Source organism: Streptomyces sp. SID5464, assembly GCF_009862985.1.
Lineage (GTDB): Bacteria > Actinomycetota > Actinomycetes > Streptomycetales > Streptomycetaceae > Streptomyces > Streptomyces chartreusis_D.
Genome location: NZ_WWIQ01000073.1, coordinates 57,177 through 72,743 on the forward strand (window position 1 = coordinate 57,177; position 15,567 = coordinate 72,743).

Consider the following 15,567-nt stretch of genomic DNA (forward strand, 5'->3'; position numbering starts at 1 on the left):
AAGCGAGATGAAGCCACCGCACTACAGGCAGTGCGACTCAGCTCACTCTTTACTAACCAAGCATCAGCGCGGGTAGAAAAGCGACGGAGGCCCCAGGCGGCGTGCCTGAGGCCTCAGTGTGGGTGCAGGTTGTCTCACTCGTACTCGCGGAGGAGGTCCTCGATGCGGCGGTTGGCGACGTCCTGCCGTCCATCGAGGCACTTCGCGTAGCGGGTCAGCAGGACCTCAACGCTGTTGCCGGCGCGCTCGGCAACCTCAGTCGGGTCGACTCCGGCGTTGAGCCACGTCGACAGCGCCGAGTGCCGAAGGTCGTACGGCCGACTCGCGAGCGGCGAGGCCGCTACGGCCGGCGGGAGCGCCAGGAGCCGAGCCTCCTGCCACACGCGGTAGTAGGTCGAGGACGGGACGACCGAGCCCTTCTCACTGAAGAAGAGCCGCCCGTCTTCCGCCGTGCCGAAGGTGGCCAGGTGATCGCGCAGCACGGCGACGAGCTGGGGCGGGATGGGCACGGGCCGAACGTCCTCGGTCGGCCGATTCTTGAGTCCGCGGTCGTCGTGCGTCTCCCCCGAGTCGGTCCACTGCTTGCCGACCGAAGGACGGGTCCGGTGGAGCAGCGCTGACCCCCAGCCCTGCATGGGGAGCACGAGGTCAGTCTCCACCAGGCCGACCGCCTCAGCAGGACGGAGGCCACCGAAATACATCGCCGCGAACAACCCGACGAGGCGCCGACCGCGAGCCCGCCGGTAGCCACCCACGTAGGACACCGCTGCCAGGAGATTGCGGGCCTGCTCCGGGTTGGCGACAACGCGCGGATCGACCTGGTTCGAGACCTTGGGCTTCTGCCAGCGCACCGCCGTGATCGGATTCTCACGGAGCTCCCCCAGGTCGACCGCGTAGTTCGCAGCGTTGACGAGGGTCCGCCGCTTCCGCCGCACGGTCTCAGCGGCTGCGGCGGTGCCGTCGAGCTTCAGCTTCAGCCCGTCCAGCACCGCACGGGCCGTTGCGGGTTCAGCGAGATCCGCAAGCGGTCGGGATGCCTTTGCCACCCAGTGCAGAACGTTCCGGACGTTCTCCGGGACCTCTCGCTCGTTCGGCCCTGGCAGCACGAAGGCCCAGTTGCGTAATGCCTTACGGATCTCCTCGTCGGACGGCCTCCCCGCGCGCTCCACAAGCAGTTCCATGGTCACGCTGGTAAGGGATTCGTTGATGCCGTCTCGCGTGTTGGGCGCAGCGTGGGGCCACTTCATCGCGAGGTACCTGAGGGCGAAGTCGTACCAGGACAACGGCGACTTCTTCTGTTCCATAGAGGCCGGAAGGCCAGTCTCCGTGTCGAACTCTTCGCCGTCCCGCATGGCGCGCATGAGCTTCGCTCGGTAGTGATCAGCGAGCGCCTTGGTACGGAACGAGTCCGAGAAGACGTTGCCCGCGACGGACCAGCGGACGCCGTACGAGGGCGTCTTGGTGTCCCGCTTGCGTACGCCCCAGACCTTGACGTCGAGAGACTTCACGCCGCCGCCTCCAGCTGTCGCAGCCACGCGGTGAAGTCACTCCGCCACACCCGCAGCTCCCCGTTGGGCAACTTGAAGGCGGCAGGCCCGTATCCGAGCTCGCGCCAGCGATAGAACGTCCGGCGAGAGACTCCGCCCAGCTCATCCAGGACCTGGCGGACGGTCATCAGTTCGTCTCGACGGCGGTCCATGTTGGTTCTCCTTCCGTTCCAGGGGCGGCTTCGAGTGAGGCGGCAAGCCAGGTTTCGCCATGGCTGAGGCCAGTGCCGGCGAACACCCAGTGGGCAAGGACGAGCGTGGTTTCGCCGTCCTGCGGGACGGCCGGCGCCGCTTGAGCCCGGCGCCACTCGGCACGGGCGTCGCGGAGTGCACCGAGGGTCGTGGAGTAGCGGCGGGACTTGGTGGAGAAGTGGCCTCGGAAGCCGAGCATGTGCGCCCACGCCCGAAGGCGGAGGTCTGCCAGCTCGCGGCGAGCACCGAGGGAACAGGCAGTTCGGATCATGCGCCGGGCGTGCTCGGTGATCCGGGCCTGGGCCAGCTCGGCGAGGAAGCGGATCGGCCGGTCCAGGGTGCCGGTCGCTGTCTCGGCACCCTTGGTGGCGTACTTGGCGATGTACGCCGCTACGGCCCGTTCGGTCAGCTCCTGGCCGTCGTCGAAGTCGGCGGAGCGGATCGTGCGCACGTCGAGCTGACGGCCGAAGACAAAGCGATGCGCCCGGCCGTCGATCTTCGGTCCGTCCAGGCGCGCAGCCGTGGCCGCGACCTGGATGGCGTCGGTGAGCAGGTCGGCGGTGGCCCAGGTCGGAGGTGCGGTGTCGCCGCCCTCTGGGCCGTCGAGGCGGATGACCGCGTGGAAGTGGACGGCACCGCGCTTTTGGTACTCGGCCACCTTCGCGAAGGAGACCCGCGCGTGGTGCCGGAACGCCCGCTGTGTGAGGCCGGCGCGCTTGGCGACCTCCCGGCGTAGGTAGATCGAGAAGCGCCGCCACAGGGCACCGGCGTGCGCGTTCCAGAGGACGGCCGCTTCGTAGTCGTAGGTGTCCGGGTCGAGCGGAGTGCCCAGGGCGGGATCCTGTTCGTCGTGGCGGATGCCGCAGCGGCAGTCCCGGCCGCCCGAGGGACGGTTGTGGACCGGTCCGAAGCTCGGGGCGGTGAAGGTGGCGAAGACGCGCGGGTGCGCCGCCACCTGTTCCGAGGTGCACTTGCCGCCGCGCAGTCCGGCGGTGATCAGGTGGTAGGTGTCGCGACGGTAGGTCTCGGCGCAGGCCGCGCACCGGGTTGCGCGGCGGTTGTTGCAGCGGACGAGGAGCTGTCCGGCGGGGAGGCTGGCGGAGTCCAGGTGACGCAGGACGTTGCCGATCTCGCCGGTCGTCGTGTTGATCGCGTACTCGGTGCGGTGGCCGTCGAGGCGGACCGGGTGGGTGCAGCCGCCCAGGCCGGAGAGTTGGTGGGCCAGCTCGGGCAGGTTGCCGAGGGAAGCCAGCATGGAGAGTTCCGCCAGCGGGGGCGGAGTCTGCCGGGTGATGATGGGTGTTCCTCTCTGCTGTTTCGACGGTTGGAGGGGCGGCCCCGGGGCGGCGGGATGCTTGGCGGCTTGCTACCGCCCCGGCGGCCGGTCAGCGCTTGTTCGCGCCGTTGAGCAGGGAGCGCAGGACCACGGCGGCGATGGCCACGGACACGGCCGTGACGGCGACGGCCGCCAGGAGCGCGGTGAGCACAATGCCGACGACCACCACACCGGCGACCGCGCCCGCGTACGGAGTGAGCGACCGGCCCGCGGATGGCACCGGAACCTGCGTCTGCTGCGGGACGACGGGTGTCGTCGGCAGCGTCGGGACGTCGGGCAGCTTGGGACGGAACATGGTGGACCTCCTTGTCACTTGTGGGGGCCGTTGACCACGCCGACCCCCGAACGGGTGCCGGACTCAATGGCCGGGGCGAGGAAGGTGTGAGAGAGCCAGAAGCCGAACAGAGCGATCACCACGGCGACCCAGAGACGGATGCTGAGGAACTTGATCGCGGCCCAGGCGATGACGCCCAGGACGAAGACGAGCGGGAGCGAGACGGTCACAGCGGTCTCCTCAGCGGACGGCGCAGCGATGGGTGCGGGCGGCCAGCTCGGCGGCGGCGCGGCTGTCGTAGTCCGTGGAGAAGCCGCAGCGCGGGGCCGTGCAGGCGGCGGTGTGCTTCTCGCGGCCCCGGCCGTCGTAGTACGTGCCGACCTGGACCGGGCCGATGCGGACGACGTGGCGGAAACGGCGGTTGGCGGGCATGTGTGCTCCTTCAGAGCTGTGCGGCGATGGCTTCGGCCAGTTGTGCCGGTACGCCGAGCCGTGCGCGGAGTGTCGGAGTGTCGATGGCCGCTCCGGTCCGCGCTCGGTGTTCGGAGGCGACCTTTCGGGCGTGGTCGACGAGCGCGGCCGGGACCGGCACCGAGGAAGGGGCGATGGCCGGTCGAGGTTCGGGCTCAGAGGCCGTCGGCTCGGGGATGACGGGTGCGGGTTCGCCGGTCCTGTCGTGTGCGGTGTGGGCGAGGAGGGTGCCGCCGAGGAAGGCGACCGCGGGCCATCCGGCGACGAGGATGCGGAGCCAGGCGGGTACGGCGCCCAGGTCGAGCAGGCCGGCGGTGGCGACGTTGGCGCCGAGCGACGCGGTCAGCGCCACGAGGAACCAGCACCACCCGCCCGCTTTCCCCCCGCCGGAGCGCAGTCGACGCCAGGCCGCCACCAGCAACAGGTCCACGGAAACCGGGTACGCCCACGCCTTCCACCCGTGCTGTCCTGCGGCCGAGGCCAGGTCGTGCAGGTGGGCGAAGGACAGCGCGGCGGCGATGACCGCCTGCACGAGCACCGCGTCGACGCGGGCCAGGTGGGCGCGCACGGTTCGATTCCCTCCGATGTGGTCAGTCAGTGGACTTGAGCTCGTCGGCCCGCGCGCGTGCAGCGGCGGCGACCTCGGCCGCTTCGGTGTCGCCGGGCCGGTCGGCGGCGATACGTTCCAGCAGGTCCGCCTTAGTGCTCATGAGTTCGCGGTAGTCGCCGACGCCGAATTTGCGGTGGTCGGCCAGGTCGGCGATCAGCGCCGAGACTTCGGAGATGGACGGGCGGGACAATGTGACTCCCTCGTTTTCGGGCATGGCGGGGTAGGGACTTGGCACGAGACGGACGTGCGGGCCGTTGGAACGTGGTTGAGCGGTCAGCCGCCTACTCGGCGAGCGGGACTGGCTTGACCAGCGATACCGGGGCGTCAGCCGGCTGGAGCGGCACCGCGGGCCTGAACGGTTCGAGCGCTGGCAGGTTCGGCACCAGGTGAGCCGATTCCCGGCAGACCGCAGCAGCGTCGCCGAGTGAGAGGTACGGGGTGCGGATACGGGACCAGCCGCCGGAGGTGTCACCGGCCACGGCGAGGCCGGGGCGTTCGGGGGCGATGGCACAGGCGGCGGAGACCGCTTCCGGTGCGATGTCGCCGAGCGCCATCTTTGCGGACGCTTCATCGTTGACGCGGTGGCACACGCGGCCGGTGAGCTGGGCCCGCAGCATGGTCGCGCCCTTGCCCAGCTCAGCCCCGAACCTCTGCCCGCAGACTTCCAGGTAGATGCAGGCGGCGCGGCCGAGCTGCGCGAGACGGATGAGCTGGGTGACCATCTCATCGCGCTGTTCCTCGTCCTTGCGCGTGGCAACGAGGAACAGTTCGGCCACTTCATCGACGAACAGCACGATCGGCACCGGCCGTTCTTCCTCGGGCAGGCCCCAAGTATCGGAGGTGATCTCCTCGTCCGGGGTGCCCGGCGCGATGCCTTGCCGGGCCTTGATCAGGTCGTACCGGTCTTCCATCTCCTTCACGAGGACCGGCAGCAGCTCGGCCGCCTGCTCGGGATCGGTGGCCAACGCCGACAGCCGCGGGGCGAAGGGCGCGAGCTCCACACCCCGCTTACAGTCGATCCCGACCAGCGCGACCGGCTGCTGTGCCAGCCCGGTGACCAGGTGCCGTTGATACATGGACTTTCCCGACAGGGTTGCGCCGAGGGTCAGTTGGTGCGGGATGGTCCGGTAGTCCCGCACGAAGGCCGTCGCGTCCTCCCTCAGCGCCACCGGCACCTTGAGGAATCCGCGCTCCGCCTTCCTGGGCATCCGGACGTTGCGCAGCACGTCGAAGCCGACGAGCCGCAGTTCCACCACGCCCGGCTTCACGTCCGTCACGTACACGGCGTGCACGCCCCAGGCATGCCTCAGTCGTTCCGCCGAGGCGGCGACATCTGCCGGCTCCTGGCCCGGAGCCAGGCGTAACCGAAGCCGCAGGCCCGTCGAGGCGGGCCGGATGACTCCCCGGCGAGGAGGCACCGGCCGGACCTCGCGCCGAGACGTCGCCTTGACCGCCAGGGCCCGCAGCCGTGAGGGCTGGACGGTCAGGCCGCACGCCTCCATGACGGAGCTGTGGGAGCCGAGGAGCCGGACCGTCGTATCGGCAGGCCGACCGTGGACCAGTAGACGCCCGGGTGACGAGCCCGGGTGTAGGCGGCCCCGCCACCGAGTCCGGCGAGGGGGCCACCCACCTCCAGCAGCGTCAACCAGTCCGACATCAGGCCGAGGCCTCGGCCCGAGCCGGGAACGTGGCCGGTGTGACGGCTGCGGCGCGAAAGGCGATGCCGTGCCGCTGCTGACCGTTAAACACGGTCTCCCACGGCCGGGCCACCAGACCCGGCAGCGAGACCGGTGCGCCGAGCGTCAGGCCCTCAGAGATGCCGCTTTCCGGAACGGTGACCTTGATCAGCGAAGACTCGCCGTCCTCGATGTAGACGGCGCCGATCGTCATGAGTGCTTCGCCGCTGGTGGCGTCCTTGGCGATCTCTCCGGTCTGGCGGTCCCGAACCTTGGGTTCCGGTGCTTCGGTCAGCAGGATGGTGGCCGCCGAAGTCTCCACACGGATGACACGCACAGAAATGCTCTCCCTTGCGTTGCGCCGCACGCGCGTACGGCCGCGTTTAGTGATGAATGACTACGCAACGGGAGGTTGACCTCATACCGACTGGGCGCGATACGCTCCAGGAGCGTTGATGCCAAAGACGCACCCGGCCTGAGTGGGCTGCCTCCCGCTCAGGCCACATCTGTTTCTGTGGCCCTTCCGCTTACGCGCCGGTGCAGGTCTGCCTTCCTGCTCCGGCCCGTTCGCATGTCCGCATGTCCGCACCGCCAACTCCGCTGGACGCGAAGGGGCTTGCCGGCACCAACCACAGTAACCCGTACTCCAAGTACTGTCTAGTACTTCAGGTACCAGTCCGTACTTCGTGTACGCCCAACTCCGCCGCCAGGGTGCGAAGTTCCTCAGAGGGCGGCTGGGCCATGGTCAACAGGTCCGCCGCAAGCTGCTTCACCATCGGCAGGGCCCTCACCATCTCGGGCGACAACTCACGCGCCCTGAGCAGCGCCGAGACCGCATCAGCGACCTGCCGGCGCTGGGCATAGGCCCTGGCGACATCGATCTGAAAGCGCGTCTGCCGTTCCGCGGACAGCCCCGACTCGTCGACGGCCTGCGCAGCCCGCAGTGCGACACCGGCATCTCCCAGGTCCACCGCGACGGCCACCTCGTGCAAGCCGACGTTGGTCGGCCCGAACTCGGTGTTGTAGTCGTTGCGCCCGTCACCGACCTGTTCGGCCATCTCACGGGCGTCACGTAGATACCCGTACGCCTCGTCGGCAAGGTTCAACCGAGCGGCAGCAACCGCCCGTTGCAGGGTCAGGGCGCCACGCAGGGCCACCGCCTCGATCTGCCCGGACTCCGCCAGAGGTCGCAGCGCATCAGCGGCACTCCCGGACACCTGGGCCGCCTGCTCGAAGTGACGAGCACCGAGAAAGACCAGCGACAGACGGAACTCACCGGCCGCCATCAGCAGCGGATCATTCGCCCGCTCGGCAGCGACCACCGCACGGTCCACGGCGATCCAGGCCGCCTCGGGCTCGCCCATGTTCGCGAGCGCACCACTGCACGTGTGGTACATGACCGCCAGCAGCCGGAACAGTTCCGGACGCTCCGCCTCAGCAGCCGAGCGAGTGGCCGCCTCCAGCCGGGGAACGAGCCCCTCGAGCAACTCGGCCAGGTCGGCATAGTTGCCCTGATGCGTAAGTGACCAGGCACGGTCGACCTCGGCGCGAAGCGCCGGAACATCAGCGGAAGCGTTCTGCGGCGCGAGGACCGCCTTCAGTGAGTGCGCGGCGCTCAGCACCATCCGCAGGCGACTCGCCCCAGGTGGCTCGCCTTCGGCGATCGACGCAACGATGGGGGCCTCAGCCGCCAACTCGGCGACCGGAATTTCAAGGACGTCGGCGACCTTTTCCAGCACGGTCATCCGGCCGATGCGGCGTACGCCCCGCTCCACCTGGGACACCCAGGCTTCCGAGCGCCCCAGCAGGCCGGCGAACTCCTTCTGCGACAGCCCTCGGCGCTTGCGATGGAAGGCGATCTTGCGACCGAGCGCCTTCTGATACTCAGTGCTCAACGTCCACACCCTTGCCGGACACGAAGTCCAGGCGATCAACCTCCGTGGCGGAGAGGTAGCGGTCCCGCTCGGAGAGGAAGGCCCGCACGTAGTCCTTCGACTCGTGCTCTTCGAAGGCGTCCTTGTCCCGGTAGAGCTCGTAGAACACGCGCTCCAGAGGACGGCCGTCAACGCGGTGCACCGTGTAGATCACCGTTCCGGGCTCGTTCGCACGGATCTGCTCACCAGTCCGGGTCACAAGGTCATCGAAGGCAACCGCCGCCTCTTCGTCCTTGCAGGTGAAGCGCACAAACAGACCGAACATGCGAGGTCCTCTCTCCATCGGCATCCAGGTCAGCACCAGACCGCAGGCCGAACGCTATGCGCCGGGCCGCCCGCACGAAAAGTACGAACCCGCACTCCAGGTACGCGCACATTCGGTACGGTGCTAGTACTAATTGTACAGCTCTGCATGGTCCGTGTCAGCCGATCGGCCCGGCTGACACAGAAAGCAGCAGGTCACCCGCCATGGAGGACGCCATGCCCACCCACCGACGCACCTTCCCCGGAGAACCGCAACAACTCGGCGCGGTGCGCAGTTGGACCCGCGCGACACTGAACGGCCACCCCCACTCTGAAGACGCCGAGCTGATCGTCACCGAACTCGGCACCAACGCCCTCATGCACACCGCCAGCGGCGACCCGGCTGGCGCCTTCCACGTCACGCTCACGGTTTCCGAGCTGACCGTGACCATCGCAGTAACCGACTCCGGAGACGCTAAGACCAGTCCCGCGGTCCAGCACCCGTCCCCCAACGCCACCCACGGCCGAGGTCTCGGCATGGTCACCACCCTCGCCCACCGCGTCCTGGTCCAGGGCGACGACTCCGGCCGCACGGTCACCGCCGAACTCCGTAGCCCGGCCAAGCTCCAGGAGCCGACACCGTGCTCATGAGTCCCCCACCAGACGACGCACGCCTCGGAGACCACGTGGGCAAACCCCGCCGCGGGTACTGGTGCGAGTGCTGGACACAAGACCTCACCACGCAGCAACAGCCGGCACTCCTGGCATCCTTCGACGCCTACTCGGCACCACAGGCAGACAGGTGGGTCGCGGTAGCACTCCGCACGATCTCACCGGCGCTCGACCCGGACGCCTCGGACGAGGCATGGATGTGGTTATACGAGGGCCGCGTCTACACGAGGCGAGCGCTCCTTCGCTCGGAGCCCAGCACGGTGACCATCACCCAGGCCAGCACACGCGTGACGTGGACGATCCGACCAGTGCTCTTCTTGCCGCTCGTGCACCGCCAAGGGGCCAAACTCCCAGCCTGCACGGACGATTTCAAACCCCACACGCCCCACGCCACCGACTGAGTTACAACCTTCTTCACGGGTTCAAGTCGGCTCGCTCCGCTCGCCGCGCGCGGCCCGGCCCCCGGCCGGGCCTGCGCTCCTGTCTCCGCCCCGCTCCAGCCCGGCCGGCGCCCGTGCCGCGCTGATGGCAATCAGTCGCCTGATACCAGAGAAGGGATACGTCGTGGCTGGGGCGGTCGGCTCCGCGGCTTTACGGAGCCACTTTGGCGCGAGCCTCGAAGATCATGGCCCCAACGTCGTGCTTTACCGGGCAGGTCCACAGACTGCCCGACGCGCCGAAAGCTTACGGGGCCATGATCACTCGCGCCAAAGCAGCGCCACCCCAAGCCGCTCCACCGACCTCGTCTACCTGTTCAGGCATTCAAAGGCAAGCCGTGCCGCCTCGCTTGTCGCTCGATAACTCCGAATTGCACACAAAGCCACAGCCGAGTACTCTCTGTTCCGCTTTAACGATCGCGCCAAGTCACCCATGGCCTCTCTATAACGGTCGCGAGCCGACGACTGCCTCGATTCATTCCACCGTTTTTGCGCCTTATCAGCATCGTCACAGAGTTTAAGGATCTCGGCATAAACTGCGCGACGGGCCTCCACCAGAGGCACATGGTCCAGGTGATAATACCTAGTGGAAGTGGTCACTTTTTCGTCGGCCGCACTATCGAAGTCTACGCCATGAGGATTAGCCGAGACTTGACCCGTCTCATCGAACCAGAGTAGGGCAACATCAGTCGCGCAGCAGGGGTCAATCAGCAGAGGAATTTCGTCGGACAGGATGTCATCTGGATCGTTAGCCCGCTCGGACTCGGCGAGGATAGGGAAGTAGTCTGATTTCCCACCAGCAGTACCGTCAGGGCCCTTACGCCATGAATTACAGAACGTACAGGCGAAGCGGAAGTTCTCATAGTCAAAGGCTAGCCACCAGTAGCCCGGATGGGCGGGTATACCTTTTACTGACGACTTCGGCCTGTAATGGTCGACCGCATTATCTGAACGGAAATCCCGCGATTCACAGTACCAGCACTTACCGTGGCTCACGGCCGCGAGATCGGCCTTCAAATCACGCCAAAGCTTGCCGTTCTCATCGATAATTCGCGCTCTCTCTTTAGCGCTAGTCGCTGCCGCAAGGTCCTTCTTAACCTTCCTGGCAGATGCAAGCCATGAGGCGCTGAGGCGCAGTCCCACCTCTTCGATGTCAATGAATATCAAATCTGCCCCCCCCATTAATCATCAACATCAAATAGATCACGCACGATTTCAGCAGCTTCCTGCCTGTTCTGCTCAATCTCTTCGCGTGACAGAACGACCTCATCCTGTGGCTGACTTTGTGTCCGGAATTTGGCCCGCAAGAACTCCTGAAACTCTGGATCGCGGTTTTCGAGCAAGAGACCGAGACCCCTCAACTCATGCCCCAGAGAAGAAAGCTCTTGCTCCTCTTCAGCAGTCAAGTCAGTCTCTTTGGACGCCAACTCCCTCTTACGGTCCAGCTTCCTCAGAGTCTCCAAATCCAGTTGCGAGCGAAGGCCGTAAACATCACTCGTAAGCAGGGCACCGACACCCATCCCCCTGGGATCTTCCAACGGCTCGAGAGCCACAATCTGGCCGTCTTGCCGGCGCTCTAGGATTCTGACCTCATCCTTGGTAAGGCTGGCGACAACCAAGGGATCGTGAGTCGCCATGAGCACCTGCGATCCAGAATCCAATCCTCCAAAGTCATGGAGAAATTGTTTGTACTGGACGCTCCAAGCAGGATTGAGATGGGTATCCGGTTCATCAAGAAGGAACAATGACTCCTCTTCTTTGGTGAACCGCATGAGTCCCAGAACCAGCAGCAGTTGCTGCTCGCCCTCACTAAGCTCTCTGAAGGTCAGGGGCGCATCAGCTTTGTTAATCGATACACGAATTCGCACATCGTTGATCAGTTCAGAAATATAAGTACTTTCAAGCGCCTTAAAGAACTCCTGGTTACTTTCGTAGCCGCTTGCCAACTCCCTAACCTTGTCAAGGCTAGGCAAGTAGAGAAACAAATGTTCAGAGCGAACGTGACTATTGAAGCCAGTTCTAACGCGGGTCCTCAGGCGTAGTGGAGCCAGCGAAATCCGATAGAGACTGTCGAGTAGCCCCCTCACAGTACCGCGCGCATTCCAGAACCGCGGATCACCGTCAGGGCTGTTCCATGAAGGCTTCTGCATGACGAACAGGACCGAATCAAGACCCTGAATCCCTAGATGGTCCTGCAGCAGGGACTGCACCGCCGGGTCATCATCTAAGAAGAAGGCAAGAAGCACAAAATTAGAATGGACGTTTCGTGCGTAGAATAGCGGCCTAATAGGCCTATCGTTACCACCGACCAAGTCCTTGTAGAATCGCTCTTGGTGAGCCACGAAGTGGTCTTCGAGACGATTACTTGGGCCTGAGTAGTAACCGAATACGTGCCGTGGCCGATACTGCGCGCCAGCAGAACCAGTGAAGCGACTAGCTGGGACGGTCTTCCCTCCGACCGTACAGCTAATGCGATACCGTCCGTCCTGTTCTGCAGACGATACCTCGACGTCGTACTGTCGAACTAGATATCGGATCCGGTAGGCAAAAGAAGGTGCCACTCCTAGATCTAGGTCGCGAAAGATTAGGGTTATCGCCTCTAGTAGGTTTGACTTGCCGGCACCATTCCTTCCAACAAGTACCGAAACACCTGACGCGTCGTCGAACTCGACTCGGAAATCGCGTAGGTTCTTGAATCTTGGGATTTCTACTTCAAGCAGACGCATCAGGACGACACCTCGAGGAAGACAGCAGTGTCATCCGGCCGGTGCACCTGCACGAGGCCGTTCTTTTCGAGATCCCGCAGCAGGAAGTAGAACTCGTCGATATCCTCTTCGGTCAAAGCCAGGGATGCATAGAGTTCTTCGGGTGTGGCCATTGCGCCTGCAGCGCGCAGAGCGTCGATGAGCCGATCTCTACTGGGTGGCACCTTTACACCTGCCCTCGCGGATGCTCGCTTCTTTGCTGGCACTGTCTTCTTCCTGCTCTCTTGAGACCCTTTTCCTTCTTTTGCCTGCAAACTGGATACCAAGTCAGCCGACGTCCGAGTGCCCGTGTGCTCTCTGGAGATCTCTTCTGCCAACGTCCCGTATGCCAACGAGGAGGTCAGGGCACGCTCAATCGCGGCAGCCCGCTCGAGGCCTCTTTGAACCTTCTCGCGCAGTAGGTCCAACTCAGAAATGGCATCATCCAACAGCGTTACCAGTTCGCGCTGTTTCTCGACGCTGAAGATAGGTACCGGCAGCTGCCTTACATCAGCAAGGTTCAGGCCGGGCATATTAATTCCTCGCATACGCCCTCGTAGCCAGGCTTGAGCCGCACCACTTGCCAACCAGTGTGCCAAGAAGGAGCTGTCGATTGCGGCAGCCGGCCTGAGCCGTGCGGTCCCTTGAGTGATCTGCGCGCCGTCTAGTTCCTGAGGAACGATCGCTACGCGTGTGTGACGAATGATCCCCAACAGCACATCACCCGGCCGCAATGCCGATCGTTCGTACTTTTGCGCAATTTCCGGACTGGTGCGCCGTAGCTGATCCTCTAGAATCTCTCCGTCTCGGAGATCCTGGCCCCGAATGTACGGCACGCCGTCTTCATCAGTGATATCTGGCCCGGGTTGGAGAATCCCGTAGACAATTGGCGCGCGCGCATCAACTACCTCACTGGCCTTCCTCCACTCCCCTTCAACTAGCTCTGTGGTCGCATCTGGATCCAATCGTCTATCGCCCAAGATGATACGATCACGAACTTTTCGAGGGAGGTCTGAAATAATGGGGACAGCTTTCTGCAGCGCATCCGTCGTCAGATCAACAAGGTCCTGTACCTCTCGAGCCCTCTCCGCGATTTCCCGCTGAACCTCCAGCGGCGGAACGGGAAAAGGGAGGTTTCGGAAACGCTTGAGCCCAAGGTTAACGATGTTGGTCGTCCCCCGGGCGAGAGCAGAGAAAACACCGCTATGTTGGTAGGCTCGAAAGACCAGCAGGGCAAAATCCGGGTGAACCTCTTCATGTGGCCGGAATCGAATAACGTGATTTTGGAAATACAGCTCCTCAACCTCGCCATTGAACAATGCGCAGCGGCCAACTAGTTCTCTGCTTTGTCCCTCGCACAGGAGTACATCACCGGCCTGGAGTCTGTAGCGTAGTCGCGCTTCAGGCGCGAAGGACATGGTCGCGAGTTCTTCCAGGTCCAAGCGGTCATCGAAAACGTTCGCTACCCGCAGATAAGGACGGATGTCGGGGCCACTAGCTGCAGCAGGAGTACGCTGCTGACCAACAATCGCCTCGCCAGCGTCGCTCACTAGGCACGTGGACCAGTCTCTCGGAAAACTAAGGTTGTCGATCATTCGCTGGTCACCTGGGGAGTCTCGGTCGAAGGGCGTGAGAGCCCGTAGGCCGCCAAGATCCGTTCCAACGATTCGACAGCAGACGTAGCAGTTTCCAGTTCGCTACTGAGCAAGTGCGTTAGGTCCAGCAAGTTCCCTGGCTGGGGCAAGCTGTCGTTGGTGAACTTTTCTGCTTTGTCGAGACGTTCACCATCCGCCGCAATTTCCTCGCGAGTGAGGTAGTGAAAACGCTCACTTGGCTGGCGCGGACTCCTGCCGTTAGGGTCGTCTCCATAAGCTGTGACGAAGTCGTCGAGGTCCCTATCCGTTAGCTGTCGGCGCTTCCCGTATGTAGGCCCTCCATTACGCAGATTGTAGAACCAGGTCCCATCACTCTCACCGTCATTGGAGACGAAAAGTACTGAGGTCCTAATTCCGGTTGCGTAGAAGATTCCAGTGGGAAGACTCAGTACCGTGTGAAGTCTGAATTTATCGAGCAGAACCTTCCTGATCGAGCACGCCACGCCAGACTCGAATAGGACGTTATCGGGGATGACAATGGCAGCCCGACCATTTTTCGCGAGCGACTTGTAGCAATGCTGAATGAAAGCCAACTGCTTATTGGATGTAGGGAAATCCAGTTGCTTCTTCTGCTCTGCACTTAGCGAACCCTTCAGTCCAAAGGGCGGATTCGTGAGAATAACATCGACTGCTGGCCTCATAGGGGGCTGACTCAAAGTGTCAACGTTCGCAATCTCAGCCCGCAGTTCGTGCAGTAGAAGGTTCATGAGGGCCATACGTTGCACGTCGTGGACCAGCTCATTCCCGACCAGCCGAAGGTCACCGCTGCTCATCGAGCGTGCAAAGAGTCCTGCGGCCACTAGGAAGCCAGCGGTTCCAGTAGCCGGGTCATAGACAGCCTCACCCCCAGTCGGCTTAAGTACCTTCACGAGCGCGTCGACCACTGGCCGAGGAGTGAAGTATTGACCTGCGCCATACCGTGATTCTTGTGCGTTCTTCTCGATCAACCCTTCATAGACATCGCCTAGGCCATTCTGCTTCGCCCTATACCAGTCAATGGAGTCAATTTCACTGATCAGTTTATGCAATGATGCACTATTGCGAACCTGAGTAGATGAATCGGCGTAGATTTCACGAACGATCTGAGACTTGGCTGTGGAAAGACTGACGAGGGTTTGCTCGTAAGTTGCAAGGGCTTCGGACGGAGGCGCCGACCTTAGAGCTTGCCAGCGACTCTCGCGCGGGATAAGTTGCTCAATCTTGAGCTCATCGGCCAGTTTAAGGAATAGCAAATACGACAATTCGTTCAGGTACTCGTGGTAGGTGACGCCCTCATCACGAAGTACAGAACATAGGGACCAGAGCCGGCGCGTAACGTCTGAAGTGTCTTGCATGTTGGCCATCTCCGCAGCTAGTTACTGACCTTGCTGGGAGGCTTGCGCGCTCCCTAAGCGTCACCATCCGTCCGTTTTCACCCGGTTCACCCTTACTTGCGGCGTGCTGGATGATGCATCCTGCCAAATCCTATGCTCCTACGTCGCCGAACCTCACACGGACCCGGCAACTAGTCTCCTCCTGGCGTGTGGTCGTACTTTGGGTGAGTCTTCAGGGGCTTCACCCCGTCCGGTGCTCGGTCATCAGTGCTTTCTTCCGGTACAGATAACGAACTGTCAGCCTGAAACCCCTGTTGCGTACAGGCGCCACTAGGCCGGCAAAATGCGCATCGCAGATCGCAAGGCCACCATTGCCGCCGTGTGGCAGAGCCCTGTGAGGCTGTGAACGGGAGCAGGCGAGATCTGCGGCAATGGACCGGAGGAGTGTTCTCGCACTGATGGA

17 protein-coding genes and 1 pseudogene are annotated in these 15,567 nt (G+C 63.6%); 2 read left to right on the forward strand and 16 right to left on the reverse strand.

What is annotated here, in order from left to right; all coding sequences use genetic code 11:
* Positions 1–134 precede the first annotated feature (134 nt).
* From GTY47_RS35165 to GTY47_RS35220, 12 genes and pseudogenes are all read right to left on the reverse strand, one after another.
* Positions 135–1,508: a tyrosine-type recombinase/integrase gene (locus tag GTY47_RS35165; RefSeq protein ID WP_010040209.1), complete on the reverse strand. Its 1,374-nt coding sequence runs from the start codon at positions 1,506–1,508 to the stop codon at positions 135–137.
* Complete coding sequence (locus GTY47_RS35170; RefSeq protein WP_010040212.1) at positions 1,505–1,699, reverse strand: helix-turn-helix domain-containing protein; 195 nt, start codon at positions 1,697–1,699, stop codon at positions 1,505–1,507. The genes GTY47_RS35165 and GTY47_RS35170 overlap by 4 nt, the downstream gene beginning before the upstream one ends.
* Positions 1,675–2,994, reverse strand: a complete 1,320-nt coding sequence (locus GTY47_RS35175; protein ID WP_010040214.1) for a replication initiator — start codon at positions 2,992–2,994, stop codon at positions 1,675–1,677. The genes GTY47_RS35170 and GTY47_RS35175 overlap by 25 nt, the downstream gene beginning before the upstream one ends.
* A gap of 130 nt (positions 2,995–3,124) precedes the next feature.
* Positions 3,125–3,370 (reverse strand): hypothetical protein, encoded by a 246-nt coding sequence (locus GTY47_RS35180; protein WP_010040216.1) that lies wholly within the window; start codon positions 3,368–3,370, stop codon positions 3,125–3,127.
* 14 nt (positions 3,371–3,384) lie between these two features.
* Positions 3,385–3,579, reverse strand: a complete 195-nt coding sequence (locus GTY47_RS35185; protein ID WP_010040218.1) for a hypothetical protein — start codon at positions 3,577–3,579, stop codon at positions 3,385–3,387.
* A 10-nt stretch (positions 3,580–3,589) separates the two neighbouring features.
* Positions 3,590–3,781, reverse strand: coding sequence for a mobile element transfer protein (locus tag GTY47_RS35190; RefSeq protein WP_010040220.1), 192 nt, complete (start codon positions 3,779–3,781; stop codon positions 3,590–3,592).
* Positions 3,782–3,791: 10 nt separating this feature from the next.
* A complete protein-coding gene (locus tag GTY47_RS35195) occupies positions 3,792–4,388 on the reverse strand; it encodes a DUF2637 domain-containing protein (protein ID WP_010040222.1) in 597 nt (198 codons plus the stop codon).
* A gap of 22 nt (positions 4,389–4,410) precedes the next feature.
* Positions 4,411–4,644, reverse strand: a complete 234-nt coding sequence (locus GTY47_RS35200) for a hypothetical protein (protein ID WP_231911117.1) — start codon at positions 4,642–4,644, stop codon at positions 4,411–4,413.
* Positions 4,645–4,711: 67 nt separating this feature from the next.
* A pseudogene (locus tag GTY47_RS35205) lies at positions 4,712–6,087 on the reverse strand (FtsK/SpoIIIE domain-containing protein).
* The gene (locus GTY47_RS35210) at positions 6,087–6,443 is read right to left on the reverse strand and encodes a hypothetical protein (RefSeq protein WP_010040228.1); all 357 of its coding nucleotides are present in this window, start codon (positions 6,441–6,443) and stop codon (positions 6,087–6,089) included. Before GTY47_RS35210 ends, GTY47_RS35205 begins: the two are co-directional and overlap by 1 nt.
* Before the next feature lie 328 nt (positions 6,444–6,771).
* Complete coding sequence (locus GTY47_RS35215) at positions 6,772–8,010, reverse strand: helix-turn-helix transcriptional regulator (RefSeq protein ID WP_231911118.1); 1,239 nt, start codon at positions 8,008–8,010, stop codon at positions 6,772–6,774.
* Positions 7,991–8,305 carry an antibiotic biosynthesis monooxygenase gene (locus tag GTY47_RS35220; protein ID WP_010040232.1) on the reverse strand — a complete coding sequence of 105 codons (315 nt, stop codon included), beginning with the start codon at positions 8,303–8,305 and terminating at the stop codon, positions 7,991–7,993. The genes GTY47_RS35215 and GTY47_RS35220 overlap by 20 nt, the downstream gene beginning before the upstream one ends.
* Positions 8,306–8,520: 215 nt before the next feature.
* Here GTY47_RS35220 and GTY47_RS35225 point away from each other — a divergent pair, with 215 nt between their 5' ends.
* Together GTY47_RS35225 and GTY47_RS41460 are read left to right on the forward strand one after the other, a co-directional pair.
* Entirely contained in the window at positions 8,521–8,934 is a 414-nt protein-coding gene (locus GTY47_RS35225; RefSeq protein ID WP_102514991.1) for an ATP-binding protein, read from the forward strand.
* Entirely contained in the window at positions 8,931–9,356 is a 426-nt protein-coding gene (locus tag GTY47_RS41460; RefSeq protein WP_050810238.1) for a hypothetical protein, read from the forward strand. The genes GTY47_RS35225 and GTY47_RS41460 overlap by 4 nt, the downstream gene beginning before the upstream one ends.
* 345 nt (positions 9,357–9,701) lie before the next feature.
* On the opposite strand, the gene GTY47_RS35230 is transcribed toward GTY47_RS41460, so the two are convergent.
* The 4 genes from GTY47_RS35230 to GTY47_RS35245 all read right to left on the reverse strand — a co-directional run bounded on the left by GTY47_RS35230 (position 9,702) and on the right by GTY47_RS35245 (position 15,134).
* Positions 9,702–10,559, reverse strand: coding sequence for a hypothetical protein (locus tag GTY47_RS35230; RefSeq protein WP_010040238.1), 858 nt, complete (start codon positions 10,557–10,559; stop codon positions 9,702–9,704).
* A gap of 14 nt (positions 10,560–10,573) precedes the next feature.
* The gene (locus tag GTY47_RS41465; protein WP_231911119.1) at positions 10,574–11,638 is read right to left on the reverse strand and encodes an AAA family ATPase; all 1,065 of its coding nucleotides are present in this window, start codon (positions 11,636–11,638) and stop codon (positions 10,574–10,576) included.
* A 479-nt stretch (positions 11,639–12,117) separates the two neighbouring features.
* Positions 12,118–13,731, reverse strand: a complete 1,614-nt coding sequence (locus GTY47_RS35240) for a restriction endonuclease subunit S (RefSeq protein WP_078602834.1) — start codon at positions 13,729–13,731, stop codon at positions 12,118–12,120.
* Complete coding sequence (locus GTY47_RS35245; protein ID WP_078602835.1) at positions 13,728–15,134, reverse strand: N-6 DNA methylase; 1,407 nt, start codon at positions 15,132–15,134, stop codon at positions 13,728–13,730. Before GTY47_RS35245 ends, GTY47_RS35240 begins: the two co-directional genes overlap by 4 nt.
* Between the last annotated feature and the right edge of the window lie 433 nt (positions 15,135–15,567).